General features: G+C 64.6%; 23 protein-coding genes and 1 riboswitch. Of the genes, 11 read left to right on the forward strand and 12 right to left on the reverse strand.

Annotation, left to right across the window (positions count from 1 at the left end; translation table 11 throughout):
• Window positions 1-411: 411 nt before the first annotated feature.
• Window positions 412-497, forward strand: a riboswitch (cyclic di-GMP riboswitch).
• A gap of 93 nt (window positions 498-590) precedes the next feature.
• The 3 genes from ACB031_RS17225 (at window position 591) to ACB031_RS17235 (ending at window position 5,292) form a co-directional block, all read left to right on the forward strand.
• Entirely contained in the window at window positions 591-914 is a 324-nt protein-coding gene (locus tag ACB031_RS17225; protein ID WP_005308345.1) for a hypothetical protein, read from the forward strand.
• 492 nt (window positions 915-1,406) lie between these two features.
• Window positions 1,407-4,154, forward strand: a complete 2,748-nt coding sequence (locus tag ACB031_RS17230) for a collagenase (protein ID WP_258120266.1) — start codon at window positions 1,407-1,409, stop codon at window positions 4,152-4,154.
• Window positions 4,155-4,320: 166 nt separating this feature from the next.
• A complete protein-coding gene (locus tag ACB031_RS17235) occupies window positions 4,321-5,292 on the forward strand; it encodes a vancomycin high temperature exclusion protein (RefSeq protein ID WP_017787416.1) in 972 nt (323 codons plus the stop codon).
• Between the two features lie 56 nt (window positions 5,293-5,348).
• On the opposite strand, the gene ACB031_RS17240 is transcribed toward ACB031_RS17235, so the two are convergent.
• Both ACB031_RS17240 and ACB031_RS17245 read right to left on the reverse strand, forming a co-directional pair.
• Window positions 5,349-5,963 carry a superoxide dismutase gene (locus ACB031_RS17240; protein ID WP_371139957.1) on the reverse strand — a complete coding sequence of 205 codons (615 nt, stop codon included), beginning with the start codon at window positions 5,961-5,963 and terminating at the stop codon, window positions 5,349-5,351.
• A 21-nt stretch (window positions 5,964-5,984) separates the two neighbouring features.
• Window positions 5,985-6,410 (reverse strand): hypothetical protein, encoded by a 426-nt coding sequence (locus ACB031_RS17245; RefSeq protein ID WP_371140017.1) that lies wholly within the window; start codon window positions 6,408-6,410, stop codon window positions 5,985-5,987.
• 291 nt (window positions 6,411-6,701) lie between these two features.
• Here ACB031_RS17245 and ACB031_RS17250 point away from each other — a divergent pair, with 291 nt between their 5' ends.
• Both ACB031_RS17250 and ACB031_RS17255 read left to right on the forward strand, forming a co-directional pair.
• On the forward strand, window positions 6,702-7,613 hold the full coding sequence (locus tag ACB031_RS17250) for a lipase family alpha/beta hydrolase (protein ID WP_371139958.1): 912 nt from the start codon (window positions 6,702-6,704) through the stop codon (window positions 7,611-7,613).
• Window positions 7,610-8,353 (forward strand): lipase secretion chaperone, encoded by a 744-nt coding sequence (locus ACB031_RS17255; protein ID WP_371139959.1) that lies wholly within the window; start codon window positions 7,610-7,612, stop codon window positions 8,351-8,353. The genes ACB031_RS17250 and ACB031_RS17255 overlap by 4 nt, the downstream gene beginning before the upstream one ends.
• Before the next feature lie 63 nt (window positions 8,354-8,416).
• Here ACB031_RS17255 and ACB031_RS17260 read toward each other — a convergent pair whose 3' ends face one another.
• From ACB031_RS17260 to sgrR, 3 genes are read right to left on the reverse strand one after another with little or no spacing between them, the layout of a single operon-like run.
• Window positions 8,417-9,130, reverse strand: coding sequence for a hypothetical protein (locus tag ACB031_RS17260; RefSeq protein WP_371139960.1), 714 nt, complete (start codon window positions 9,128-9,130; stop codon window positions 8,417-8,419).
• Between the two features lie 31 nt (window positions 9,131-9,161).
• Complete coding sequence (locus ACB031_RS17265) at window positions 9,162-9,557, reverse strand: thioesterase family protein (protein WP_010635278.1); 396 nt, start codon at window positions 9,555-9,557, stop codon at window positions 9,162-9,164.
• Window positions 9,558-9,592: 35 nt separating this feature from the next.
• Complete coding sequence (gene sgrR / locus ACB031_RS17270; protein WP_371139961.1) at window positions 9,593-11,326, reverse strand: HTH-type transcriptional regulator SgrR; 1,734 nt, start codon at window positions 11,324-11,326, stop codon at window positions 9,593-9,595.
• Window positions 11,327-11,426: 100 nt separating this feature from the next.
• Between sgrR and ACB031_RS17275 the strand changes: the two genes are divergently transcribed.
• The 3 genes from ACB031_RS17275 to ACB031_RS17285 all read left to right on the forward strand — a co-directional run bounded on the left by ACB031_RS17275 (window position 11,427) and on the right by ACB031_RS17285 (window position 13,741).
• A complete protein-coding gene (locus ACB031_RS17275; protein ID WP_017764594.1) occupies window positions 11,427-11,603 on the forward strand; it encodes a hypothetical protein in 177 nt (58 codons plus the stop codon).
• Window positions 11,604-11,733: 130 nt separating this feature from the next.
• Entirely contained in the window at window positions 11,734-13,002 is a 1,269-nt protein-coding gene (locus tag ACB031_RS17280; RefSeq protein WP_017781004.1) for an O-acetylhomoserine aminocarboxypropyltransferase/cysteine synthase family protein, read from the forward strand.
• A gap of 109 nt (window positions 13,003-13,111) precedes the next feature.
• Window positions 13,112-13,741, forward strand: a complete 630-nt coding sequence (locus ACB031_RS17285; RefSeq protein ID WP_162518696.1) for a glutathione S-transferase family protein — start codon at window positions 13,112-13,114, stop codon at window positions 13,739-13,741.
• 139 nt (window positions 13,742-13,880) lie between these two features.
• Here ACB031_RS17285 and ACB031_RS17290 read toward each other — a convergent pair whose 3' ends face one another.
• The gene (locus ACB031_RS17290) at window positions 13,881-15,056 is read right to left on the reverse strand and encodes an iron-containing alcohol dehydrogenase (protein WP_324043694.1); all 1,176 of its coding nucleotides are present in this window, start codon (window positions 15,054-15,056) and stop codon (window positions 13,881-13,883) included.
• 167 nt (window positions 15,057-15,223) lie between these two features.
• Window positions 15,224-15,676, reverse strand: a complete 453-nt coding sequence (locus ACB031_RS17295; protein ID WP_005308316.1) for a hypothetical protein — start codon at window positions 15,674-15,676, stop codon at window positions 15,224-15,226.
• Between the two features lie 465 nt (window positions 15,677-16,141).
• On the opposite strand from ACB031_RS17295, the gene ACB031_RS17300 reads away from it, so the two are divergent.
• Entirely contained in the window at window positions 16,142-17,614 is a 1,473-nt protein-coding gene (locus tag ACB031_RS17300) for a C69 family dipeptidase (RefSeq protein ID WP_201885223.1), read from the forward strand.
• Window positions 17,615-17,674: 60 nt separating this feature from the next.
• Here ACB031_RS17300 and ACB031_RS17305 read toward each other — a convergent pair whose 3' ends face one another.
• From ACB031_RS17305 to ACB031_RS17315, 3 genes are read right to left on the reverse strand one after another with little or no spacing between them, the layout of a single operon-like run.
• Complete coding sequence (locus ACB031_RS17305) at window positions 17,675-18,421, reverse strand: SDR family oxidoreductase (RefSeq protein WP_017783634.1); 747 nt, start codon at window positions 18,419-18,421, stop codon at window positions 17,675-17,677.
• Window positions 18,422-18,477: 56 nt separating this feature from the next.
• A complete protein-coding gene (locus ACB031_RS17310) occupies window positions 18,478-18,723 on the reverse strand; it encodes a DUF3624 domain-containing protein (protein ID WP_216988753.1) in 246 nt (81 codons plus the stop codon).
• A 17-nt stretch (window positions 18,724-18,740) separates the two neighbouring features.
• The gene (locus ACB031_RS17315; RefSeq protein ID WP_043170979.1) at window positions 18,741-19,199 is read right to left on the reverse strand and encodes a GNAT family N-acetyltransferase; all 459 of its coding nucleotides are present in this window, start codon (window positions 19,197-19,199) and stop codon (window positions 18,741-18,743) included.
• A gap of 186 nt (window positions 19,200-19,385) precedes the next feature.
• Between ACB031_RS17315 and ACB031_RS17320 the strand changes: the two genes are divergently transcribed.
• Both ACB031_RS17320 and ACB031_RS17325 read left to right on the forward strand, forming a co-directional pair.
• Window positions 19,386-20,828 (forward strand): RimK family protein, encoded by a 1,443-nt coding sequence (locus ACB031_RS17320; RefSeq protein WP_371139962.1) that lies wholly within the window; start codon window positions 19,386-19,388, stop codon window positions 20,826-20,828.
• A gap of 24 nt (window positions 20,829-20,852) precedes the next feature.
• A complete protein-coding gene (locus ACB031_RS17325) occupies window positions 20,853-21,386 on the forward strand; it encodes an MgtC/SapB family protein (protein WP_005308304.1) in 534 nt (177 codons plus the stop codon).
• A gap of 50 nt (window positions 21,387-21,436) precedes the next feature.
• Here the strand turns inward: ACB031_RS17325 and ACB031_RS17330 are convergent, their stop codons facing one another.
• Together ACB031_RS17330 and ACB031_RS17335 are read right to left on the reverse strand one after the other, a co-directional pair.
• Window positions 21,437-23,053, reverse strand: a complete 1,617-nt coding sequence (locus ACB031_RS17330; RefSeq protein WP_371139963.1) for an alpha-amylase family glycosyl hydrolase — start codon at window positions 23,051-23,053, stop codon at window positions 21,437-21,439.
• Window positions 23,054-23,178: 125 nt separating this feature from the next.
• Window positions 23,179-25,146, reverse strand: coding sequence for a TonB-dependent copper receptor (locus tag ACB031_RS17335; protein WP_371139964.1), 1,968 nt, complete (start codon window positions 25,144-25,146; stop codon window positions 23,179-23,181).
• Window positions 25,147-25,327: the final 181 nt, after the last annotated feature.

Below are 25,327 nucleotides of genomic sequence, written 5' to 3' on the forward strand. Positions count from 1 at the left end.
GTAATCAGGTAATCAGGTAATCAGGTAATCAGGTAATCAGGTAATCAGGTAATCAGGTAATCAGGTAATCAGGTAATCAGGTAATCAGGTAATCAGGTAATCAGGTAATCATTCTAACCAGGTTCCACTTGTGAAGGGAAACACCAACAAGCTTCCTTTTATTATCCCCCTGTTCACTCCCAAGGTCATGCTGAACTATGTTTGTGATCGACATAAAAATACTGAGCTCGCCCGTTATCCATAATGGCAAGGGAGATAAGAATGAATTTTTCAGGATATTCATTCAAAAAAACATTAAGGAAAACCAGCCGTTTATCCTGAACCGCGGAGAATAAAAAACTATTTGTGACCGATACCTCACACTTTTTTATGGTGATTGATTTCTCAAAGTGCGATGTTATCATCTAGACATAGAGTAAAGGGCAAACCGATCGAAAGGTCGGGACGCAAAGCCACCGGTCTAAGGGTTCATAACCTAAGACAGCGGAGCTGCCATCTGAGAAGAGCGATGTCATCAGCTGTATCTGTGTCATTCTCTTTGATTGCGTTGCCCTTTTCGTACAACGACATGTGACGAAAAGGACATAAAAATGAACACTTCCACCGCTTCCGTTCGCAACAGCGCCATCCGTTTTGCCTCTTCTGCCGCCGCAGCCATGCTGCTGGGTGCCGCTTTGTTGCCAGCTACTGCCTCCGCCTACGATGGCAGCGTCACCTTCACCGGTACCATCTACGAAGCCCCCTGTGACTTCGCCGACAACAGCGTGACCTGCTACTCGGGCACCCAGCGTCAGACCATGGATCTGGCCAGCCTGCAGCAAGCCGGTAGCCTCAATACCATCAGCAGCACCATGCAGTACAAGCTGTCTGCCGGCAGCAGCAACATGGCCATAGTGACCGTCAGCTACCTCTGAGCCCGTCACTTCCATCACCCGCCCGAGGTTGTTCATTGCCTCGGGCGGCTCTGCTCGCACCGTGAAGGGTGAGCACCCACTGCCATGCTCAGGCAGCGGCTGATAACGCCCGTTCGCCACTATCTTCACTTCCCCTCCTATTTCCCTGCATTCATACCGAGCACCACCAGGTCTCTCTTCACTACATTCCCCAACGTTCTGCCCAGGCAAGTCAGCACTTTTTCTGCGTGTTAGCCGGCTTCGCATTGTCGCGACGCCGCATGACCAGCACATCTCAAACGAGACTTTGATCACAGTTGCCAGCCTCAGACTGAGATCCCCCCCAGATGGCAGATGAGTCCTTGCTATCAACCAGGCCCCCAATGGGGCTCACTTTGTTTTGATTCAATCTAAATAAATGATTTATATGGCCTGATTGGTGGGTTGATATCCTTTTGGAGCTGAATAGATTGCACGCGTCAATCACGCAGACAATCAAGCAAAGGGATAAAAATGAACAATCTGGGTACCAGGTTGCTGCTGCTGGCAGCACCGGGCCTGCTTGCCACTTCGGCGCTGGCCAACTACTCCCCCTCCGACTGGCAACAGTATCAACTCAAAGGTGAATCCAGCCGTCAGCTGGGGGATCAGCTCACCGAAGTGACCTACGAGCTGAGCGCCCGCAGCACCGACGCCCCCTATCAACAGCTGAGGGTGTATCGTCGCTTCGACTGGAGCGAAGCCAACCTGGCCGCACTGGCAGAACAGCAGTGCGGCGAACCCCAGCTCAAGATCGAGCAGGGCTGGCAGATCCGCTACCTCAGCTGTGAAGAGGTGGTGCCGGCCGGCAAGGCCGTCCCGGCCAGCAGCTATGACTTTGGCTACGGCATGAGGCAGGGCCGCTGGGAGCCCCTGGCAGGTACCCCGACCGCGCCGCGTCAGGATCGTCTGCCGCTGGCGGAACGGGTCATCCTGGGTCACAGCGAGCAGGAGCTGGATCGCTGCGAGCTCAACGCCGAAGGGCGCTGCGCCGAGCAGGCATGGCAGTACCAGCCGCAAAACTGGCAGCAGTTGAAGGTACTGGAGGAGACCCCCAACGAGCGGGATGGCCGCCTCGAGCAGATCTTCTTCCGCCTGCAGCCGGTTGCGGGCAGCCAGGCCGCCCGTCAGGTGAGCGAGCTGCACGTCTGGCGCCAGTACACCTGGTTGCTGGAACAGGCCAAGACCCAGCAGGAGTGCGATGAACCCCAGACCCGTCAGGAAGGGGACAAGACCATCAGCTATCGGGTGTGCCGCCAGACCCTGCCCGCCGGCAGCGAGGTGCAGGTGGTGTTGAAGGACACCGGCTATCAATACCCGGTGGGGGGCAGCGAATGGCAGACCCTGCCGGAAACAACCGAATGGCAGGAGAGCCGGGTGCTCAATCGCCCCATCATGCTGGCCAGCAAGGAGGAGCAGCTCGACTGCCGCCGTGCCGACGGCCGCGCCTGCTCCGAGCCGGATCTGCCCGATACCGATCTGCTGGACGCCGAAGCGGCCAGGATAGTGCAGGATGCCAGTGGCCAGCCCGCCCCTGTCTGGCAGGAGAACTATGGTCACGACGATGCCAAGCTGCTGGCCGTGTCCCGCGGCATCCAGAGCCTGTTGGCGGCCAATCAGCCGGCCCATCCGGCCATGAAGCTGCTGCTGGAATACGTGCGTGCCCACAACTACCACAACTACGGCAAGCACAAGGAAGACGGCCCGGCCGCCGCCGAGGCGCTGGCCGAGGCGCTGACCGCGCTCGGTGCCCATCCGCTGCTCTTCCCGGAGCAAGCCACCGATGAGGTGGGCTCCGTGATCGGTGCCTGGAGCATCGCCCTGCACGGCCAGTTCAAGAGCCCGGCAGTGCAGAGCCGCTTTGGCACCCTGCTCGGTGAGTTCAACCAGATGCTGGCCTACAGCACCCGCCATGCCAGCGAGATCAACGGCCAGCACGCCTGGGCGACCGGCCTGTTCGATCTGCTCAACTTCCTCGACTTCGCCAGCGACTACAGTGATCCCTTCGCCAACGACTTCCGAGCGCAGGATGGCGAGCTGCGCAAGCAGCTGCACGCCCTCGGCATGAGCGAGCTCGCGTTGTGGAAAGGGCGGGATGGCGCCGATCTGTTCTTGCTCAACAACGTGCTGGATGCCTACACCCGCCTCTACCGGGTCGCCCGCTATACCCGCCCGGACGAGCTCGACGGCTACCGCAGGCTGCTGGATGACTCCGTCATCGCCCTCGTTCGCCACCACGACCTGATCCCCGGTGGTCAGCAGAGCCAGGATCTGCTGGAAGACATGTCGCTGACCCTCTCCACCTACTACCTGACCTACACGGACCGCACCAGCGAAGCCTGCATCAGCGGTGACTTTGCCGGGCTCTGCACCCCGATCCGGGTGGAGGACGTGCTGCCGTTCGAGCACACCTGCTCGCCGACCCTGCGCCTGCGGGCCCAGGATCTGACCATGGATCAGGCCGAGGGGATCTGCCGTGAACTGGGCGCCGAAGAGCAGCAGTTCCATCAGCAGATGGAAACCGGCTGGCAGCCGGTGGCGGACGATCACAACGAGGCACTGGAGCTGGTGATCTTCGACTCCTCCGCCGACTGGAAACGCTACGGCAGCGCCCTGTTTGGCGGCGTTTCCACCGACAACGGCGGTATCTACATTGAGGGAGATCCGGCTCGCCCCGGCAACCAGGCCCGCTTCTTCGCCTACGAGGCGGAGTGGAAGCGTCCTGCGTTCCAGGTGTGGAACCTGCGCCACGAGTACGTGCACTACCTGGACGGCCGCTTCAACCAGTACGGCAGCTTCGGCCACTACCCGCTCAACCGCACCACCTGGTGGTCGGAAGGGCTGGCGGAATTCATCGCCCACGGCCAGTGCTTCGCCCGCGGTCTGGACAACGTCGCCGGCCGCCCGGCAGGGGATCGTCCTGCCCTGGCCGACATCCTGCACCTGGATTACGACAAGGGTGGCGAGATGGTCTACTCCTGGTCCTACACGGTGCATCGCTTCCTGAACGAGACCGGTCGCGGCGCCAGCTGGCTGGCCATGGCCCAGGCCCTGCGCAACCCGGATCAGCAGCAGGCGATGAGCGCCTTCGAAGCCGAGCTGGACCAGCTGATTGCCAATGACAGCGAGGCCTACCAGCAGTGGCTCGGCCGCGAGCTGCTGCCCTGGTGGGAAGCCAACAAGGACTCCGACGAGTGCAAGGCCAACGACTCTTCCCACTGAAGCGCTGGCATCAATACCCAAGGGCGGCCATGGCCGCCCTTTTTATTGGAGGATGATAAGCAGCACAGGATCAATCAGTTAGCCACTCCCGCCATGCGACAACCTCTGCCCGAGTGACGCCATCTGCGGTCATCAAGCCTGACGCGCGGCGGCAACTTGTAATAGAATGACCCCCTGTCATCTCTTACTTCAGACCCGAACCGCACCGCGCATGAAGAAGTTTGCCAAGATCCTGCTCGCCTGCCTCTGCCTGTTGCTGGCCTCTGCCGCCGCCCTGCTTGGCTACAGCGAGTGGACCGTCTCGGACGCCCGTCACTACACCTATGACGACGTCAATGCGGTGCCCTACAACCGGGTCGCCCTGGTGCTCGGCACCTCCAAATACCTGATTGGCGGCAGCCCGAACCACTACTTCAAATACCGGATCAAGGCCGCCGCCGAGCTCTACAACAACGGCAAGGTGGACTACATCCTGGTCTCCGGCGACAACGCCACCGTGCAGTACAACGAACCGCGCCAGATGCGGCGGGCCCTGATCCAGGCCGGCATTCCGGCCAGCGCCATCTATAGCGACTATGCCGGTTTTCGGACTCTGGATTCCATCGTCCGGGCCAAGGAGGTGTTCGGCCAGGCCCACTTCACCGTGGTCTCGCAGGCCTTTCACAACGAGCGCGCCATCTTCATCGCCCGCCATTTCGGTATCGAGGCGGTCGGCTTCAACGCCGTGGATCCCAGCGCCTATCAGGGCATCAAGACCCGGGTACGCGAGGTGTTCGCCCGCCTGATGGGGCTGCTCGACCTCTACGTGCTGGACAAGGGGCCCAAGTTCCTCGGCGAGCCCATCGTCATCGGCGGCCCGGTTCCCTGCCAGGCGTTGAGCACCATAGGGGCGAGCCAGCCCTGCCTGCCCATCAAGCCGCCCTCTCATCAGCCGAAGGCCAAGCCGGCAGCGATGGTGAGTGCTGCAACTGCCACCAGTGCGGCGGGCGCAACCAGCGGTGCCTTGGCCACCAGCGCCGCCGTGCCGAGCGAAGTCACCACTGCGGACAAACCAGCCATCACCAGTGCAGCAACGCCAACCAGCAGTGCCCAGGCCACCAGCGCGGCGCCGCCAACCGGCAGCGTGCAGACCCCCTAATAAAAGAGACCCGCCATCAGGCGGGTCTCTTTCATTGGGCTTGGTATTTCCGGCGATCAGGCCAGCGCCGCCACGTAACGCCGCGCCACCTCGTTCCAGTCGATCACCTTGTAAAACGCGGCTATGTAGTCGGGGCGCTTGTTCTGGTACTTGAGGTAGTAGGCGTGCTCCCACACATCCAGCCCCAAAATGGGTACCAGCCCATCCTGCAGGGGGCTGTCCTGGTTGGCGCTGCTCACTACCTGCAGCTTGCCGCTGCCATCGACCACCAGCCAGGCCCAGCCGCTGCCAAAACGGCTCAGGGCGGCCTGGGTAAAGGCCTGTTTGAAGGCCTCCAGTCCGCCCAGATCCCGCTGGATCGCCGCAGCCAGCTCACCGGTCGGCTCGCCGCCGCCCTGCGGGCTCATCACCCGCCAGAACAGGCTGTGGTTGGCGTGACCACCGCCGTGATTGCGCACCGCCCCCTGTACCTGGACAGGCAGGCTGTCGAAGCGGGCAAGCAGCTCCTCCACCGGCAACGCTGCCAGTTCGGGGTGATCGGACAGCGCCGCATTGAGGTTGTTGATGTAGGTCTGGTGATGGCGACTGTGATGGATCTCCATGGTCAGCGCGTCGATGTGGGGTTCCAGTGCATCGTAGGCATAGGCAAGGGCAGGCAGGGTATGGCTCATGGTCACCTCTGTTTATTGTGATTAATGCAGTTGCGGGGCTGGCTCGGTCTGGCACAGACACTGGCCGAGGCAGCGGCGGATGCCGTCGTGGCTGCCGTGCTTGCGCACGAAGGCGAGCAATTCGGTATGGGTGCTGCGGGTGTGGCGCAGGGCGGCATCCCGCAGGGCAGCGGAGCTGGCGGGGGACTGGCTGGTGGCGAGCAGGCAGTCGTGGATGTGACACAGCAGGTCGGCGGCCCGCTCCGGCAGCGCCATCGCCACCAGCAGATCCGCCAGGTTGTGGTGGGCCACCACCAGCGCGGCCACCGCCTCGTCCACATCGTGCCAGTCGGCAAACTGCTGGCGGGCCAGCCACAGCGCCTGCTGATAGCAGGAGAGCGCCTTGGCGTGCTCACCGGCATCGAAATGGCGGTTGCCGCTCATGGTCTGCACCTTCCAGTGCACCATGCTGCTGTCGCTCTCCCCCGTCCCTACCCAACCTCTTACCCAGCTTGCCGACATAGGCTCCAACACCACAAATGATAATAATTATTATTTAACTTATGTGAGAGGCGAACACAAGGGATAGTTGTGCCGGCACAGCCAACAGCCCTGCCCATATGGGTAGGGCTTTTTTGAATCTGTCTGTTTGGTGATCATTTGCACAGATGCAAACGTCCCGTTCCGCCATGCTGGTCGGTATCGGCATGATGCCGGTGGCTGCCGCTGCGGCAGTCTCTCTTCACAAGGATGGACAAGATGAAAAAATGGCTATTGGTGCTGTTGTGCGCCCTGCCCATGCTGGGCCAGGCGGCAGGTTATACCCAGACCCGCTACCCCATAGTGCTGGTGCACGGTCTGTTCGGTTTCGACAAGCTGCTCGGTGTCGACTACTTCTACGGCATTCCCCAGGCCCTGACCCGGGATGGCGCCAGGGTCTACGTGGCCCAGATCTCCGCCACCCAGAGCTCGGAACTGCGCGGTGAGCAGCTGCTCAAACAGGTGCAGCAGGTGCTCGCCATCACCGGGGCGGAGAAGGTGAACCTCATCGGCCACTCCCACGGCGGCCCCACCATTCGCTACGTCGCCTCGGTCGCTCCCGAACTGGTCGCCTCCGCCACCAGCGTGGGTGGGGTCAATTACGGCTCGGAGATCGCCGATCTGGTGCGCGCCAACGTGGCACCGGGCTCGGTGGCCGAGAAGCTGGCGGTGGCCGCCGCCTCGGCCCTGTCCGGAGTCATCTCGCTGCTCTCCGGGGGCAGCCAGCTGCCGCAGGATCCCCTCGCCGCCCTCGACGCCCTCACCAGCGCCGGTGCCCAGCGCTTCAACCAGCGCTATCCGGAAGGGCTACCCAGCCAGTATTGCGGCGAAGGGCCCATGCAGGCTGCCAACGGGGTCTACTACTTCTCCTGGAGCGGACGCGGCACCATGACCAACATCCTGGATCCGGTGGATCCGGCGCTGGCGCTGACCGGCAGCTTCTTCAAGGAGCCCAACGACGGCCTGGTCGGGGTGTGCAGCAGCCACCTCGGCAAGGTGATCGGCACCGACTACCGGATGAACCATCTAGACGAGGTGAACCAGTCGTTTGGCATTCGTCACCTGTTCGAAACCGACCCGGTCGGCCTCTATCGCCAGCACGCCAACCGCCTGCAGAGACTGGGGTTATGAACAAGGCCTGGTTGATGGCCGCTTTGCTGGGAGCGGCCCTGCTGCTGGGGGGTTGGCAGCTGTGGCCCGCCCCGCGCCCCGACTCGGCCGCCCCCTTGGCGCAAGAGGCCGAGCCGGCCTCCCCCCTCGCCCGGCAGGCCGCCTCTTCGTCCGCTGAGCACTCGCTGCAGGCTCGCTATGAGGCCTTTCTTGCCGCCGAAAGCAGCCTGACGGTGCCGACCGATCCGGGCCTGGCCAGCCTGCAGGTGCTGTTCGACGAGCGCGAGCAGTTGCGCCAGCAGAGCTTCACCCCGGCTGAACAGGAGCAGCTGTTTGCCGAGGATCGGTTGATGGAGCAGTGGACCCTGCGCCGCAAGGCGCTGGCGGAGGCCAGCGATACCGACAAGCCGCTGCTGGCGAGCGAGCTCGAACTCTGGCTGGCGGAGCAGCCCCAGTGGTTTCGGGAGGCGGAGGCCAACAGCCGCCTGCTCGGCGACCTGCAGAGTCTGGAGCGGCTGCCGGCGGCCGAGCGTGATGCCGTAGTGCGCGAGCAGCTGGGGCCGGAGGCGGCGGACCGGCTGCACCAGCTGACAGAAAGCCAGCAGGGGTTCGAGCAGCAGCTGGCCGGCTATCTGGCCGAGATCAAGCCCCTGCCCGCCGAGCGGCGGGCCGAACAGCAACCGGAGATCCTGGCGCGCTGGTTCGAGCCCGGCCAGTGGCGACGGGTGGAAGCCCTCACCCGGCTCAGGCTGGGCGAGTGACCGCCACAATAACCAGAATAAAAAGGGGCCCACATCTGGGCCCCTTGCTTGATACTGCCGCGCTTACTGCGGCTTGTTGGCCCCCGGCAGCGGCTGCCAGGTGAGGCGGGTCACCTGGGGTCCCTGCACCTCGCACTTGAGGCTCAGATCCTGCCACCCCTTGTCACGGCGCAGGGAGACTTCCCCCTCGATGCCCTCGGCGCGGGTCTTGAGCTTGGCCTGCTCGAAGGTCACCTTGTCGCCACCTGCCAGCGCCATCAGCTTGCCGTTGCAGAGCCAGTGGGCGAGCTCCGCCCCCTTGAGCTTGACGCCCCCCTTGACCGCCTTCTGTTCGGCGGCGCTCGGCGCAAACAGCTGACCCAGCTCGGCCGCCCGTTTGGTGAGCCAGACTTCCCGCTGCTGCATGCTCATCTTGCTGACGAACTCGGCGGGCTGTCCCTTCTCGTCCAGCCACCGGGTCAGCTTGCCGCCGTCGTCAAAGGCGAACTGGGCGGCGGGCTCCTTCACCCCGAACAACTTGCCGCCCTTGAAGTAGTAACGGCTCTCCCCTTCCTGCTTGCCCTGCTCATTCATGATGGGCACGGCGATGATGACGGGAGCGCCATCCACCCAAGCCTTGATGTCTATGCCGTCGTGGCTGAACAGACGGGTATCGAGGGCGCTCTCGGCCCCCTTTTCCATCAGGGAGAACTGTTCGGCGAGGGAGGCCGCCATCGAAGGCAGGGAGCAAAGCCCCAGTCCCAGGCCGAGGCTCAGGGCGATCACGGTATTGCGCATAAGTGTCCTGTGATTGGCCGAAGGGCCAAGGTTAGCTTTCTATCAGCCAGACCCGCAGCTCCTCCCGGTGGCGATCGCCCAGGGGGATGGACTGGCGGGACTGGTAGTCAAAATGGATCAGGGTGGTTTCGGCGGTCACCGCCAGTTCGCCCTCCTGCCAGGCTTCCTGCCAGAGCGTGAAGGAGCTGGAGCCGATGCGGCGGACCCCGGTTTTGATCAATACCTGCTGGCCGTAGAACAGCTCCCGTTTGAACTGCACCGTGTAGCCCGCGATGATCAGATGCCAGTTGTGCACATCCAGCTCGGGGGAGAAGATGCGAAACAGCGGGTCGCGGGCCGACTCGAACCAGACCGCCGGCACCGTGTTGTTGATGTGGCCGAGGGCATCTGTCTCTTGAAAACGGGGTTGGATCTGCATTTCCAGCATGGATATCGACTCCTTGTCGTTGGACCGCGCTCAGGCTAACGCGGCCCGCCTCTGGACTCAAGCTCCCCCATCTCCTCCCCGGCACCGACGGCCAGCTCCGGGCGCAGCCAGGCGCTGCGAAAATCGAACCAGCCGAGCGCCGTCATCCGCACCCCGTGCACGCCGACCCGGCTCTCCAGCTCCAGCCAGTGGTGAAACAGCGGCACGAACCAGCCCTGCCGCTGCACGCTGGCCAGCAGCGCCCGCGGCCCCGGCTCCTCGCCGCTGGCACGCCACTGCGTCAGCCCCTGCCACAGGCCATGCTGGCCGCCCCACACCTTGCGCAGCAGCGGGGTCCCCTGCAGCCAGGCGTAGGGGGCGAAGGCGTGTTCGTGCTCCAGGTTGAGGGTGCCAAGCCAGAGATCCACGTCCTCGTCCGCCCCGCTCACCCAGCGGCCGTAATCCAGAGTGCGTACCTCGAGTGCGATGCCCTGCTCGGCCAGCAGGCTGCTCATGGCGTTGGCACACTCGTTGAACTCCAGGTGCTGGTTGAAGCAGGCCAGCACCAGCTGACGCGGCCGCCCGGCCGGCGCCGGCAACGGGACCGGCTGCGCCTCCCGCCAGTGGGGCAAGAGACCCAGCGCACTGGTCCAGCCCCGCTGCAGTTCGGGGGCGACCCGCGCCATCAGGGCGATGGGGTTGAGCAGGCCGGCCAGCCACTGGCGCAGGGCGGGATCCTGCAGGGCGCCGGAGCGCTCATCCTGCAGCAGGAAGTAGCAGCCGGATTCGAGCTCGGACTCGCCACGCATGGTGCCGAGCTCCGGGCTGTCACGCCCCAGTTGCAGGTGGCTCTCCAGCCGCTCCGCCAGCTCCGGCAGCATCCAGATGTCGATCTCGTCGAGCAGGGCGCGCAGACCGAAGTAGTCGTCGAATGCCTCCAGGCACAGGTGCATGGGATCGTTGGCGGTCACCCGATAGGGGCCGGTGCCCACCGGCTGCAGGGCAAAGCCCGCCTCCCCCTTGAGCTCGCGCGGCAGGATGACGGCCACCGGCTCCGCCAGCAGGTGGGGCAGCAGGGGATCCGGGCTGTCGAGGTACAGATCCAGGGTGCGCGGCCAGGGGCTCTCCAGCCGCGCCAGATGGGCGAACAGCGGACGATCCCGCAGGCTCTGCAGGCTCTCCGTCACGTCCTCCACCGTCAGGGCGCGGCCGTGGTGAAAGCGCACCGCCGGCCTCAGGTAGAAGCGCCAGTGACAGGGGCCGAGGCACTCCCAGTGGTGGGCCAGATCCCCCTCGATTTCCCCATTTTCCTCATTTCGCCGGGTCAGGCCGTTGAAGATCTGCCGGCTCAGGTGGATTTCGGATCGGCGCAGCGGCCCGGTGGGCAGCAGCTGGGGCAAGGGCCGGTAGTAGGGCACCCGCAGGATCTGGCGCCCTGCCCGGGTGGCCTGCCCGAGCTGTTCGATCAGCAGCGGGGTGAGCAGATCGAGGCGATCTTCCGCCAGCCGCACCGCCTGAGCCAGCTGGCCCTGGCTCAGCAGCTCCCGCAGTCGGCGCCGGGTCAGGCTCTCCTGGTTGTCCAGCAGGGTGAGGCGGGAGCGCCGCCCCCGCCCGGCCTCGGCAGACCAGCCGAGCCAGCCCTGCTCCTGCATGCGGCGCAGCAGCAGGCGGGCGTTGCGCGGGGTGCAGCAGAGCAGATCCGCTACCTCGGCGAGGCTGATTTCCCGCTCGTCGCAGCCGAGCTGCTGGGCGAGCCGTTGGAATTGCTGGTAGAGGCGGCTGGTGGGCATAAAAGAGGAAATCCTTGCTCTGAAAGTCATCAGTTTTTACTTCCGCATTTTAGCTCAATACTGCTGGCGAACGTGAGAACCACAGCACAGGAGCACCATCATGAGCCACGCCAACCCCATCAAACCGAACCGGATCCAGCAGATCCTGCGCCGTTACTTCAAGCGGATCCTGCCCCGCCCGCTGCCGCTGATCGAGGATCCCATGAGCCAGCTCAACCGTCTGATGCAGTGGGACATGCACCAGATCGACGACAAGGAGTATCGCCGCCGCCTCTGAGCCGGCCTCCCTCACGCCCCGACGAGATTGGTTTGCCGGATCTGATGGTTTACATCGGCCAAGGGCCTGATAAATTGGACGTCTATCCATCTATGACTGCTATCCAGCAACATCCAACAAGGAGTGTGTGATGAAAGATGCGACCCTGGCCCTGCACCACGGCTTTGCCAACGACCCCACCACCAAGGCCGTTGCCGTGCCCATCTACCAGACGGTGGCCTACGAGTTCGAGAGCGCCCAGCACGGGGCGGATCTGTTCAATCTGGCGGTGCCTGGCAACATCTACACCCGCATCATGAACCCCACCAACGATGTGCTGGAGCAGCGAATGGCCGCGCTGGAGGGGGGCATAGCCGCGCTGGTGGTCTCGGCCGGTTCCGCCGCCATCACCTACGCCATCCAGGCGCTGACCGCCGCCGGTGACAATATCGTCTCCACCCCCCAGCTCTATGGCGGTACCTACACCTTGTTCGCCCACATGCTGCCAAGCTTCGGGGTCGAGGTGCGCTTCGCCAAGGATGACAGCGCCGAGGCCATCGCCGCCCTCATCGACGACAAGACCAAGGCGGTCTACTGCGAGAGCATCGGCAACCCGGCCGGCAACATAGTGGACATAGCCGCCCTGGCCAAGGTGGCCCACGCCCGCGGCGTGCCGCTCATCGTCGACAACACGGTCGCCACCCCGGTGCTGTGCAAACCTATCGAGCACGGCGCCGACATCGTGGTGCACAGCCTGACCAAATATGTCGGCGGCCACGGCAACTCGCTGGGGGGCGTGGTGGTCGACTCGGGCAAGTTCCCCTGGGCGGATCACGCCGAGCGCTTCCCCCAATTGACCCAGCCCGAGCCCTCCTACCACGGGGTGGTCTACACCGAGGCCTTCGGCCCGGCCGCCTTCATCGGGCGGGTGCGCACCGTGCCGCTGCGCAATACCGGCGCGGCGCTGGCCCCCATGAACGCCTTCCTGCTGCTGCAGGGGCTGGAGACCCTGAGCCTGCGCATGGAGCGCCACGTGGACAACGCCCTGCAGGTGGCCCACCACCTCAAGCACCACCCCAAGGTGGCCTGGGTCAGCTACGCCGGGCTGCCGGGTCACCCCCACTACCTGCTGGCGGAGAAGTACATGGCCGGCCGCCCCTCCGCCATCCTCTCGTTCGGCCTGAAAGAGGGCTACGAGGCGGGGGTGCGCTTCTACGATGCGCTCAAGATCTTCAAGCGGCTGGTCAACATCGGCGACGCCAAGTCGCTGGCCTGCCACCCCGCCTCCACCACCCATCGCCAGCTCAGCGAAGAGGAGCAGACCAAGGCCGGGGTGAAACCTGAGATGATCCGGCTGTCGGTAGGGATCGAGGCCATCGAGGACATACTGGCGGATCTGGATCAGGCGCTGGAGGCCTGACGCAAACGGTGCGGGAGCGGGCATCAGCCCGCTTTTTTTTAGCTGCAGCGGTGAACCCGTCGCCGCGCCGCTGCGTACTACCGCTTCTTGTCACTGCGTCGAGGTATCCATGATAGTCCTGCACCACCTGAACAAATCCCGCTCCCAGCGCATCATCTGGCTGCTCGAAGAGCTGGGCCTGCCCTATGAGATCAAGGCCTACCAGCGCGATGCCGCCACTTTTCTGGCACCGCCCGAGCTCAAGGCCGTCCACCCCCTCGGCAAGTCGCCGGTCATCGAGTTTGACGGCCGGGTACTGGCAGAATCCGGTGCCATCACCGAATACCTGATCGCCCGCCACGCCCCGGACCGGCTGGCACCTGCCGCTGACAGCCCGGACTATGCCGAGTACCTGCAGTGGCTCCACTTCGCCGAGAGCTCGGGCATTCTGCCGCTGCTGCTCGACATGTTCGTGCGCAAGGACGGCAGCCCGATGCGCTTCCTGCCGGACTACGCCAAAGCCGAGTGCGCCAAGGTGCTGGGTTATCTCAACGAGGTGCTGGCAAGCCGCCGCTATCTGGTGGCCGATCGCCTCACCGGCGCCGACATCCTGAACTCCTTCCTGGTGGATCTGCTGGCCCAGAGCGGCCAGCTGGCTCAGTTCCCGCACCTGCAGGCTTACTGGCAGCGGCTCAACACTCATCCGGCCCGCCAGAAGGCGGCGGCGCTGGAGCGAGAGCTGGACCGCAGCGCCGAATAAGCGCCCGGCGCCACCATGCAAAACGCCCCGATGATCGGGGCGTTTTCTTTTCCGTTGACCAGCCGGTGATCAGAGAGCGTGGGAGAGGATCCTGGCTGCACTTGTTGTCCGGATCGCCCCTTGGCCAAGGGCCTCAGGCCTAGAGGGCGTGAGAGAGGATCCGCGCCACCTTGTCCGGATCTATGTCCTGCTGCTCCCCGAGGGCGGTCAGGCCGAACAGCTTGAGGTTGGAGCAGATCCCCGGGATGCAGCGCGCATCCAGGCCATAGTCGGCGAGACGGGTACCCACCCCCATCTGCTGGAAGAACTGCTCGGTGCGGATGATCGCCTCCTCGATGCGCAGCGCCTTGTCCTCGCGGCTGGAGTGCCACACCCGTTCGGCGAACTGGGCCAGCTTCTCCTGCTTCTGGGCCGCTTGTTCGCGCAGCAGGGAGGGCAGCACCACCGCCAGGCTCTGGGCATGATCCAGCCCGTGCAGGGCGGTGAGCTGGTGACCGATGGCGTGGGTGGACCAGTCCTGCGGCACACCGCGGCCGATGAGGCCGTTGAGGGCCAGGCTGGCCGCCCACATCAGGTTGGCGCGCACCTGGTAGTTGGTGGGCTCCGCCAGCGCCCGCGGGCCGTTGTCCACCAGCACCTGCAGCAGGCCTTCCGCCAGCCGGTCCTGCACCTCGCCCCCCACCGGGAAGGTGAGGTACTGCTCGAGGATATGGACGAAGGCATCCACCACCCCGTTGCCCACCTGGCGCGGCGGCAGGCTGTAGGTGGTGGTGGGATCCAGCACCGCAAACACCGGCTGCACCAACGGGTTCATGAAGGAGAGCTTCGCCTCCCCCCGGCTCACCACGGCGGCCGGGTTGCTCTCCGAGCCGGTGGCCGGCAGGGTCAGCACGCAGCCGAGCGGCAGCGCCGCCTTGATGGGGGCCTTGTGCAGCAGGATCTCCCAGGGATCGTCCCCCTCGAAGCGGGCCGCGGCGGCCACGAACTTGCTGCCGTCCACCACTGAGCCGCCACCCACCGCCAGCAGGAAGTCGATGCGCTCGCGCTTGACCAGATCCACCGCCTCCATCAGCTGATCGTACTGGGGGTTGGCGCCGATGCCGGGAAATTCCAGCCACTCCCGGCCTGCCAGCGCCTGGGTCAGCTGGTCATAGACCCCGTTCTGCTTGATGCTGCCGCCGCCGTAGAGCACCAGCAGGCGGCTGCCGGCCGGGATCAGTTCGGGCAGTTTGGCGATCTGGCCTTCACCGAAACAGACGCGGGTGGGGTTGGCATATTGGAAGTTGTACACGGCAAAGCCCTCGGTTGAATGCATGCAGAGGGATTGTGCGCCTGTGGCCCCCACAGGTCAAAGAACGCAGACCCGCCCTCACATTGCACCGCGGATGCGGGTTGCCGGCAGGGCAGATCATTCACTGTGGTCAGCGGGGGCAAAGGCTTGCCCCCGCTGACCATGGATTGCCGTTCGAGTCATTCCGCTGCTCAGGCGCTCTTGCTCTCTTCCTTGCTGCTCTTCTTGCCGGTGAGGCGGTCCATGGCGTCTTGCAGCATGGCGTCCCTTTGTTCGTTCAACGGTTTGCTCTGCTCCGCCCGCTCCTCGGCGCTCAGCTGCTTGTTGTCGGCAATCGCCTTGAGCTTCTCTTCTATCTCGTTGAACTGCTTGCGATCAAAGCCGAGCGCCTTGTCCACCAGCTGCTGCAGCACGCCCCCCTTGTCGGAGCTCATGTCGAGCGCCGGCGGCAGCTTGCTGTTCTTGGCCAGGTGTTCATAGGTCAGCGCCTGCTGGGCCTGGCCGGTTATCCGCTGGGAGGAGAGGTTGACCAGATCTTCCCAGCCGCCGCCACCCTGACCGCTGTCGGCGCTGCTGAGGGTCGCGAGGGCGCGATTGTTGGAGGCGCTCTGGGCAAGCTGCTGGCTGTAGGGTTTGATATCCATGGGGGCTCCAGTCTGCATGCCAAACCGGCATGACGAGGTCGCTGATTCGATGGTATGAGGCGCCTGGCCCCATCATTGGCAATAAAACCAGCAAGTTGCAGGCCAACTTGTCAGGCTGGGCGAGATCCCCACCGTGGCGAGCCCGCAGCCGGTCACGGACCTGATGTGGCGTCAGAATCATGACCCATCCGCTGCTTTCCTCCCGATTTCCGACACATACAACTGCCTATAAAACTCCTCGCCACATAAACAGCAGGAACGCCTTGTCGATCACAAAACAAACAACCAGCGAGGCATACAATTTTGGCGCACCATCGGGCAAGCAAGCAGCGTTATGGATGATATGTTTGCGAAATCAACCAGATGCAGACCTGTCTACCGTCGGATCCCCGACCCAGTCCGGTCACTCCCGGCAGCTTCTCCCGCCCCCTGACGCGCATCCACCGCAACCTTTCGGGCATAACCATGAAAAAACACACCTTGAGTCTTCTATCCGCCACCCTGCTCACCCTGCTTGGCACCAGTGCCGACGCCTGTACCGGCCTCATCGTCGGCAAGGGCGCCAGTGCCGATGGCAGCGTGATGATCGCCAGAAACGAGGATTTTGGCGTCAACAACTGGAACAAGTACCTGGCCTTCCGGCCCGCGCAGCAAAACGAGGGCACAATCTGGAAACTGGGTAACGGGCTGGAAGTGCCGATGCCAAAGGCCTTCTTGGCCTACTCCGCCATCCGTGACTGGGATGCCGCCGGCAGCGACCCGGATGGCAAGTATTACGAGGAGCGCGGCATCAACGAGGCCAACGTCGCCATCTCGGCCACCACCAGCGCCGAGGTCAACGACAAGGCCCAGAAGGCCGATCCACTGATTGAGAAGGGGGTCATCGAGGCCATCATCCCGACCCTGATCCTGCCGCAGGCCAGGACGGCCAAAGAGGGGGTCGAGCTGCTCGGCCGCTATGTGGAGCAATATGGCGCCGGTGAGGGCAACAGCCTCTATCTGGCGGATGTGAACGAGGCCTGGCTGATGGAGATCGGCTCCGGCCACCACTGGATCGCGGTGCGGGTGCCGGACGACAGCTACGCCATGGTGGCCAACGGCCTGCGCATCCACGGCGTCAATCTCGACGGCGCCGACGTGCTGCACTCGCCCAGACTGCTGGAGTTTGTACGCGAGCACAAACTGCTGGATAACGCCGACCCGAAAGAGTTCAACTTCGCCAAGGCATTCGGGGTGATTGCCGACCCCTACAACGTGGATCGGGAGTGGCTCGGCCAGAAGATGCTGACGGCCTCTCACAAGCAGCCAACCCGCCAGGCGCAATATCCGCTCTTCATGAAGCCGGATGCCCCCATCGCCGTGCCGGACGTCGCCAAACTGCTGAGCGCCACCTATGAGGGCACGCCGCTGGCGGGCAAGGCAGAGCGGCCGATCCGCATCGATCGCCAGCTCGAATCCCACGTCATCCAGCTGCGCAAGGAGATGCCCAAAGAGCTGCAGGGATTGATCTGGCAGAGCTACGGCGTGCTGGCCGAATCCGTGATGGTGCCGCTCTACAACACCCTGGAGTCCTATCCCCTGCCCTATCGCTCCGGCAGCGACAGCTACTCCGATGATTCCGCCTACTGGCAGTTCCGCAGCCTGACCGCGCTGGCCAGCGCCGATCCGGACAAATACCTGCCGCTGCTGCGCGGCGTCTGGAGCAAGGAGAGCAGCAAGCTCTACAAGGAGGTGGCCCTGCTCGACCAGAGCCTGAAGCAGGCCTATGCCGGCGACAAGGCCACCGCCATCGGGCTGGCATCCGACTACTCCTATAGCCAGCTGGAGAAGAGCTATCAGATGGCCAAAGAGTTGCGCTACAAGCTGATGACGGATCTCACCAAGCGCACCGAGCAGAAGTATTCGCCGGAGGAGTTCAAGAAGATCATGAGCCTGTAAACAGGCCCCAAAACAGAGAGGCTCCCAGGGGAGCCTCTCTTGTTTCATCCGCAGCAGCCATCAGCGACGGCTGATATGGAGCGGGCCGAAGGTCTGCGCCACCGGCATGATCTCGATGCTGTTGATGTTGACGTGGGCCGGCTGCTGGCTGATCCAGAGCACGGTATTGGCGATGTCTTCCGGCTGGATCGCCTGCACGCCCTGATAGACGGTGGCCGCCTTGGCGTCGTCACCGTGGAAGCGCACGTTGGAGAACTCGGTGCCGCCGCACAGGCCAGGCTCCACGTTGGTGACGCGGATGGCGGTGCCCGCCAGATCGGCGCGCAGGTTGAGGCTGAACTGCTTCACGAACGCCTTGGTGGCGCCGTAGACGTTGCCGCCCGGATAGGGGTAGGTGCCGGCGATGGAGCCGATGTTGATGACGTGACCGCGATTGCGTTCGACCATGCCCGGCAGCAGCAGGCGGGTGAGCAGGGTCAGGCCGCTGATATTGGTGGCGATCATCTGCTCCCAGTCCTCAAGGTCTGCCTTGTGGGCCGGCTCCAGCCCCAGCGCCAGCCCGGCGTTGTTGACCAGCAGATCCACCTCGCGCCACTCGGCCGGCAGCCCGTCGATGGCGGCGCGGGTGGCCGCCTTGTCCTGCACGTCGAACACCAGCGGCAGGAACTGGGCGCCCAGCTCGTCGGCCAGGGCGGCCAGCCGTTCGCCGCGGCGGCCGGTGCCGATCACCTTGTAGCCCGCCTGCACCAGCTGACGGCTGATGGATTCACCAAACCCGGACGAGGCGCCCGTTACCATTGCAATCATCTGAACCTCCATTTCTACAGCGCTATTGTTATTTATCTGTTTGAAATCAATCTGATCTATTCATCGCTCAATTCACTCCCGCTCGCCCTGCGCCAGATGAACACCAGCAGGTGGAGCAGGAACAGGCCCGAGCCCCCCAGCGCGAACAGCAGGCCGGTGAGGGCGTTGACCGAGGTGTCGGCGCCACACCACCACCAGACCAGCCAGCCGACCAGGCCGATGGCGAAGGTCTGGCCGGCGCAGACCGGGCAGCGCCCCAGCTTGGCCCTGATGGCAGTGGCGAGGCAGTTGTCGCAGCTCATCCCCTCTCTCCCTTCACTCAGGCCTGCTTCAGCGCCAGCACCAGCCGGTGGGCATGCTGACCGTGGCCATAATAATCCAGCAGCTTCTGCCTTGGCCGAAAACCCAGCCCGCGGTAGAGCGCCTGCGCCTCTTCATTGGCATCGCCCACCTCCAGCCGGATCGCCCCCCAGCCTGCCTCTTTGCCCTCCCGGATCACCTGCTCCAGCAGGCGGCGGGCCCAGCCCTGGCGGCGGATGGTCCAGCGGATGGCGAGGGTCTGGATGATCAGCCGATCCCAGCCCCTGTGCTCCAGCAAACAGAGGTAGCCCATCAGCTGCTCCTGCTGGTCCAGCACCAGCAGGGTACGCCCCTTGGCCTGGGTCAGCAGATAGTGCCAGCGGCTGCGGCCAAAGGCGACTTCGGGGGGAAAACAGTAGCGTTCCAGCTTAACGATGGCGCCCAGATCATCGGTCCGGGCCGCGCGCACGGTCAACACAGGGAATCCTTGTTCGGTTATTTATCTTCATCACCAAAAATGCGACTTGTATCACAAGTTACCAAGGCGGCATATTAGGCACTGTAACCTCTTGTTTCCCCTCGCGCCATTGTCGTGCTTGTCGGTGCATCGAAGCCCACTGGGGATCCTGCCGCTTAAGGCAGTTTCATCTGTGGAGCCGAAAAAATGAGTACCTACGTCATCGTCGAAGAGCTGGGCGACTGGCCTTGCCATGCCGATTATCTGCTGACCGCCCGCACCTACCTGCAACACGGGGTGCCCACCACCGGCGGCCGCCCCCGCATCATCAACCTCTGCCGCAATCTGGAGCACCTCGGCGCCGGCTACTACTGCTCGCTGCTGGCCCAGGCCCGCGGTCATCACTGCCTGCCGGGCCTGCAGGCCATCAGCCAGCTGCAACCCCAGCAGCCGCCGGCCAAGCTGTGGCGCAAGCTGCAGGGCTGGCTGGCCCAGCAGAGCGAGGATCGGATCCGGGTGCGCGCCATCTTCGGCCAGTGCGAACAGAGCGAGCTGGCCGGCCTGGCCCGCTACTACTACGGCCTCAGCCAGCTGCCGCTGCAGGAGCTGACCCTCAAGCGCGGCCGTCACGGCTGGTCGGTGCGCCAGCAGCAGAGCCTGTCGCCGCTGGAGCTGAGCCCAAGCGAGAAAGAGTTGATGCTGCACCACGCCCAGGCGCTGGTAGGTACAGGTGACGAGGAGCAGGCGGCGCCGCTCTACCAGCTCGCCATCCTGGTCGACCCCAACGACGGTCGTGCCAGCAGCGATGCGCTGGCGCTGGAGCGCTTCATCAAGGCGGCCGCGGCCCAGGGGATCCGGGCCGAGATCCTGGCGCCGTCCGCCATCGAGCGGCTGCCGGAGTTCGACACCCTCTGGCTGCGCTCCGAGACGGCGGTCGGCCACTACACCTTCGAATTTGCCCGCCGCGCCGAGCAGCTCAAGATGCCGGTGATCGACAGCTCCCGCGCCATCCTCGCCTGCAGCAACAAGCTCTACCTCTACGAGCTGATGGTGCGCAGCGGCGTGCCCATGCCCCCCACCATGGTGGTGACCCGCCGCGGCCGCCACCACGTGGACGAGCTGGTGCAGCGGCTCGGCCTGCCGCTGATGGTGAAGGTGCCCGACGGGGCGCAGGGGCGCGATCTGGCCATGGCCAGCGACGAGCAGCAGCTGGCCCGCCTGCTGGATGAGGGATTGGGCCGCTCCGCCCTGCTGCTGGTGCAGAGCCGGATCCCCGCCGAGTTTGACTGGCGCATCGGCTTTCTCGACGGCTCGCCGCTGTTTGCCTGCCGCCGCTTCCGGCCCGAACCCGGCAACCGCATCCGCCGCCGCAAACACCCCCTCGACATGAGCCGCATCGAGGCACTGCCGCTCAACGAGGTGCCGGAGCGGGTGTTGCAGACCGCCCGCCGCGCCGTCCATCAGCTCGGCAACGGCCTGTTCGGGGTCGATCTGCGCCAGCAGGGGCGTGACTGCGTGCTGCTGGAAATCATCGACAATCCCTGGATACGTGGCGATATTGAGGACAGAGAGGCAAAGGACCTCTACGAGCGCCTCGCCCGGGCCTTCCGCCAGCGGCTGGAAAACCGGGGGCAGAGCGCGGCCGGATAACAAGCATCGAGAGCAGAGGTGGATATGATGACGACTGATTGGTGGGACATAGCGCCCCTTGGCTGGGAGAACATCCTGGTCTGTCTGGTGTGCGGCACCCTGGTGGGGCTGGAGCGGCAGCTGCGCGGCAAGCCGGTCGGCATCCGCACCTCCTCGCTCATCATCCTCGGCACCTACTGTTTTCTTGCCATCGGTGCCGCCGTCAGCCCCCAGAGCGCCGATCAGGCGCGGGTACTGGGCCAGCTCATCACCGGCATCGGCTTTCTCGGCGCCGGGGTGATGATGACCCGGGATGGCCAGGTACTGGGGGTCACCTCCGCCGCCACCGTCTGGATGCTGGCGGCCCTCGGCGCCCTCATCGGCATGCAGATGCTGCACCAGGCGCTGCTGCTCACCGGCGTCACCCTCTCCATCCTGGTGGGGGTGGACTACCTGGAGACCAGCTTCAAAGGCCTGCGCCGCGGGGTACACAACCGGCTGGAGAGCTGGCGGCACGGCAATGGCAACGGCCGGGCCGATCCCCATCAGGACGAGCTCGGCAGCGGCATCGAGAAGTAACGTCCCAATGAACAAGGGCTCCATCACGAAGCCCTTGTTGTTTACCAGCCTCAGCGCACCAGCAGGAAGCGGCCGCTCAGCGGCGGCAAGTCCACCGTCACGCTGCTGCCGCCGATGGCCAGGCGCTCGCCGCTCTGCAGATCCACCAGGGCGCTGCCGCTGCGCAGCTTGCTGGCCGGCACCGCATAGCTCTGGGGCGTGGTGGATACGTTGAGCAGGTAGACTACTTGCTCTGCCGCCGTCTGCTTGATGTCACCATAAACGCTCCCCTCGGCCACCAGCTTGACCCGCTCCCCCTGATAGAGGGCGGGGTGGGCGGCGCGCAGGGCCAGCAGCTGGCTGAGCCACTGTTTCAGCTCGCTCTGCTCGCTGCTCGGCACGAAACCGGTGACACCGGGCACCTTGCCATCGCTGCGGGCCACGTGATCGTCACAGAGCCCCTGGGCCGCGCAGTCGCCGCCCACCTGCTTGGCAAAGCCAGGCACCTCGTCGCCAAACTCCTCGCCGTAGTAGAGGGTGATGGGGCCGGAGCGGGCCGCCAGGAAGCTGAAGGCCGCCTTGTGGCGCTGCCAGTAGTCCGCCGGATTGAAGTTGCCGCGCTCCAGCAGATCGCCGAAGCGCACCAGATCGTGGTTGCCCAGCATCAGGTTGGGCATGGCGTGGTCCGGGTAGTTCTCCACCTTGTTCCAGCTGGCGTCGAGCACGCTGGCCCCCTGCCCGCCCTTGCCGGACTCCTCCACCGCCAGTGCCTGCACCAGGCCGTAGCGCAGCGGGAAGTCGAACGCCGAGGAGAGCGCCGGGTTGTCGCTCGGCCCATACGCCTGGGCGCGGATCTCGTCGGCCCCTTTCCACACTTCCCCGACCATATAGCCGAGGGTGCCCCACTGCTGGCCGGCGGCCTTGCGCGCCGCGCTGGCCCGCTCCACCTCGCTGCGAATGGCGCGCCAGTCGTCAAGATCGAGCTGATAGGCCTGATCGAGGCGCCAGCCGTCGATGCCGTACTGCTCGACCCAGTAGCGGGCCACCTCCTTGAAGTAGGCCATGCTCTCGGGCTGGCTGTAATCCACCAGCTGGCCCGGGTAGCCGGCGCCACCACTCTTGAGGGCGGGCAGGCGCCCCTCGGGGGAGGGCTTGCTCACCCCCACCTTGCCCACGTGGCCGAACACCCCGTCGAGGAAGACGTAGAGACCGCGCTGATGCGCCCCGTCCACCAATTTTTTAAGCTGGGCGTTGCTGCCGAAGTTGGGGTCCACGTTGAAGAAGTCGCAGGCGAAGTAGCCGGTGGCATCCAGCTTGTCGTCACCGCCCTGGCCGGCGCAGGAGTCGAACACCGGGGTCAGCCAGATGGCGTTGACGTTGAGGCTCTTGATGTGATCCAGGCTGTCGATGACCCCCTGCAGATCGCCGTTGTGCTGGGAGGGGCCGTAGCCGACGCCGTAGTTGGCGCTGCCGTCGCCGTCGACGAAGGACTCCACCATCACCTGATAGGTGCGCAGGTTGCAGGCCGGCTGATCATTGCCGTAGCAGGCACGGCTGGCGGTGGCCGGCGGCGGGTTGGTGACCGGGGGCTGGGGCTTGCTGGAGCCGCTCCCGCCTCCGCTGCCGCAAGCCGTCAGTAACAGGGCGGCCCCGATGAGGCCGCCACGACGCAACGTTCCTTGTTTCATTGTTATGTTCCCGCTGTGGTGGTATCGACGCCCAAAGCGCCGCACTGGAGCCATGATAGCGGCCCAGCCCGCACGGGTCTGTGACTGAAAACGTTACCCGATTCAGCCGGTTACCCAATCCCTGCTCAGAGCACGCCAGCCGAGGCGAAGCGATAGCTGAGGGAGAGCCAGTAAGCACGGCCCGGCTCCGGGATGCGCCCTACCTGCTCGTAGCCCAGCCCGGCCTGACTGGCGTGCACCGACTTGGAGAGGTGCTCGTAGTAGAAGGTGTCGAACAGGTTGTCCACCCCGGCCGACAGCTGCCAGCCCGGGTGGAACTGCCAGGCGGCACTCAGGTTCATGGTGAAGAAGCCCGGGGTCTCCCCCTGATCCTGGCCAGCCACGGTGCCGGCGCCCACATCCACCCGATCCTGGGCGGCCACGGCGCGGCCCAGCAGGGTCAGGTTCCACGCCTCGGCCGGCTGCCAACCCAGCGCCAGCTTGCCATCGAGGGGCGGCATCTGGGCCAGCGGCTTGTTGTCGCTGCGGTTTTCACCGTAGACCACCGCCAGGCCGCCATCGAGGCGCCACTGTTCGGCGAACTGCCAGCGCCCCTCCAGCTCGCCGCCGCGGGTCTGGGCATCGATGTTGCGCACCTTGTTCGACTTGTTGTTATAGAGCAGGTAGTCCTGAATGTCGGCGCTGAACAGGGAGAGGGTCAGGTCCAGATCTCGGCTGCGCAGGGCCAGCCCCGCATCCCACTGGCGGCTGCGCTCGGGGTTGAGGGTGAAGGGCACGCTGTCCTTGCTGCGCTCCCAGTAGTCCGGCGCACGCTTGGCCTGACCCCAGGCCAGGTAGCTCGACCAGGCCGGCGACCACTGGTATTCATAGCGGCCAAAGCCGCTGTCCAGGGTCAGGGTATCGCTGTAGAGGGTCTGATCCCCCGCGCCGTAACGGGTGGTCTCGACCCTGTCCTGCCGGTAGCCCCCCTTGTAGCTGTGGGCCCCCTGCTGACGGCCCAGCTCGGCAAAGCCCCCCTGCTGTTCGAAACGCAGGGTGCGCTGGCGCGGCTGGCTGGCGTAATCCACCCCGCTGCGGGCCCTGTGCTGATCCCGGTTGGCATCGAACCCGGCGGTCAGCAGCCAGTCGGCCGGCAGGGCGATGTCGTTGGCCCAGCGCCCGCCGGTGTTGCGCCGATCCGGGTTGGAGAGCATCTTCATGCCGCTGTTCGGCCGCAGGCTGAAGTTGTCCATGATGTGGTCGATGTCGTTGTCCCACAGGGTCAGCTCGCTGCGCTGCCAGTGGGTGGTGATCTGCTCCTGCCTGAGCTTGAGGCCGAAGGATTCGCGGTCAAACATGGGGCCGTCCATGGTGCGATCCGCATAGGCGGCGCGGGCGTTGCTGCGCTCGGCGGTGAGTTCGAGCCAGGTGTGCTCGCTGGGCGTCCAGCCAAGCTGGGCGGTGCCGTTCTCGCGTCGGTAGAAGGAGCGCACCTTGTCGCCGTGGCCGTCACGGTAGTCATCGCTGTCGGAGTGGGTGAACTGGCCGCGCAGATAGCCCTGCGGCGCCCCCACGGTGGCATCCAGCATCTGGTCGTCGCGCCCGAAGCTGCCATAGAGCGCCGACGCCTCGGCCTTGACGCCGGGGGCGGTGAATTCGGGTCTGTCCCGCTCGAACAGCACGGTCCCCGCCAGGGTCGCTCCCTGCTCGAGGGATTGTGGCCCCTTCAGCACCCGGATCCGGTCAAAAGATTGAGGAAAGACGTAGGCGGTGGGCGGATCCATCCGGCCGCCGCAGCCGCCGGCCAGCATGCCGCCATCCATCTGCACGTTGAGGCGGGACATGCCCATCCCCCGCAGCACGGGATCGCCACCCAGGCCCCCCTTGCGCACCATGCTCATGCCGGTGACGTTCTTGAGGTAACCGGCGCCATCGGCCGCCGGCATGGGGGAGCCCGGTTTTTTGGGATCCAGGGTCACCTCCAGGGTGCTGGCGGGGCGACTGGCGACCACCACCATGGGTTCCAGTTGCTGGACGGCCTCCTGACCGGCGGCGCCGTGACAGGCGAGACCGCCCACCAGCAGGGCCAGCGGGATGCGCATATGACAAGCCATACTCTTTCCTTATCTCTCTGTTTATTTTGTTGTTTTAATTCCAACTGCCAAACCATTCAGTTGCTGGAAGGTTTGCCGTCAGGCTGCAAAAAAGGCCTGCGGCACGGTGGCGGCAAGCCCTGAGAAGCGAAACCAGGCCAGGGTTGGCAAAATGTTGCGCAGGTTTTACCCAAATTGGGTG

This window comes from Aeromonas sp. S8(2024), from assembly GCF_041403085.1.
GTDB classification, from domain to species: Bacteria; Pseudomonadota; Gammaproteobacteria; order Enterobacterales; family Aeromonadaceae; genus Aeromonas; species Aeromonas dhakensis.

Bases quoted from the DNA above. Each gene is read 5' to 3' on its own strand.
- ACB031_RS17225 (WP_005308345.1), top strand. From the start codon at position 591: ATGAACACTTCCACCGCTTCCGTTCGCAACAGCGCCATCCGTTTTGCC.
- ACB031_RS17230 (WP_258120266.1), top strand. From the start codon at position 1,407: ATGAACAATCTGGGTACCAGGTTGCTGCTGCTGGCAGCACCGGGCCTG.
- ACB031_RS17235 (WP_017787416.1), top strand. From the start codon at position 4,321: ATGACCCCCTGTCATCTCTTACTTCAGACCCGAACCGCACCGCGCATG.
- ACB031_RS17240 (WP_371139957.1), bottom strand. From the start codon at position 5,963: ATGAGCCATACCCTGCCTGCCCTTGCCTATGCCTACGATGCACTGGAA.
- ACB031_RS17245 (WP_371140017.1), bottom strand. From the start codon at position 6,410: ATGGTGCACTGGAAGGTGCAGACCATGAGCGGCAACCGCCATTTCGAT.
- ACB031_RS17250 (WP_371139958.1), top strand. From the start codon at position 6,702: ATGAAAAAATGGCTATTGGTGCTGTTGTGCGCCCTGCCCATGCTGGGC.
- ACB031_RS17255 (WP_371139959.1), top strand. From the start codon at position 7,610: ATGAACAAGGCCTGGTTGATGGCCGCTTTGCTGGGAGCGGCCCTGCTG.
- ACB031_RS17260 (WP_371139960.1), bottom strand. From the start codon at position 9,130: ATGCGCAATACCGTGATCGCCCTGAGCCTCGGCCTGGGACTGGGGCTT.
- ACB031_RS17265 (WP_010635278.1), bottom strand. From the start codon at position 9,557: ATGCTGGAAATGCAGATCCAACCCCGTTTTCAAGAGACAGATGCCCTC.
- sgrR (WP_371139961.1), bottom strand. From the start codon at position 11,326: ATGCCCACCAGCCGCCTCTACCAGCAATTCCAACGGCTCGCCCAGCAG.
- ACB031_RS17275 (WP_017764594.1), top strand. From the start codon at position 11,427: ATGAGCCACGCCAACCCCATCAAACCGAACCGGATCCAGCAGATCCTG.
- ACB031_RS17280 (WP_017781004.1), top strand. From the start codon at position 11,734: ATGAAAGATGCGACCCTGGCCCTGCACCACGGCTTTGCCAACGACCCC.
- ACB031_RS17285 (WP_162518696.1), top strand. From the start codon at position 13,112: ATGATAGTCCTGCACCACCTGAACAAATCCCGCTCCCAGCGCATCATC.
- ACB031_RS17290 (WP_324043694.1), bottom strand. From the start codon at position 15,056: ATGCATTCAACCGAGGGCTTTGCCGTGTACAACTTCCAATATGCCAAC.
- ACB031_RS17295 (WP_005308316.1), bottom strand. From the start codon at position 15,676: ATGGATATCAAACCCTACAGCCAGCAGCTTGCCCAGAGCGCCTCCAAC.
- ACB031_RS17300 (WP_201885223.1), top strand. From the start codon at position 16,142: ATGAAAAAACACACCTTGAGTCTTCTATCCGCCACCCTGCTCACCCTG.
- ACB031_RS17305 (WP_017783634.1), bottom strand. From the start codon at position 18,421: ATGATTGCAATGGTAACGGGCGCCTCGTCCGGGTTTGGTGAATCCATC.
- ACB031_RS17310 (WP_216988753.1), bottom strand. From the start codon at position 18,723: ATGAGCTGCGACAACTGCCTCGCCACTGCCATCAGGGCCAAGCTGGGG.
- ACB031_RS17320 (WP_371139962.1), top strand. From the start codon at position 19,386: ATGAGTACCTACGTCATCGTCGAAGAGCTGGGCGACTGGCCTTGCCAT.
- ACB031_RS17325 (WP_005308304.1), top strand. From the start codon at position 20,853: ATGATGACGACTGATTGGTGGGACATAGCGCCCCTTGGCTGGGAGAAC.
- ACB031_RS17330 (WP_371139963.1), bottom strand. From the start codon at position 23,053: ATGAAACAAGGAACGTTGCGTCGTGGCGGCCTCATCGGGGCCGCCCTG.
- ACB031_RS17335 (WP_371139964.1), bottom strand. From the start codon at position 25,146: ATGGCTTGTCATATGCGCATCCCGCTGGCCCTGCTGGTGGGCGGTCTC.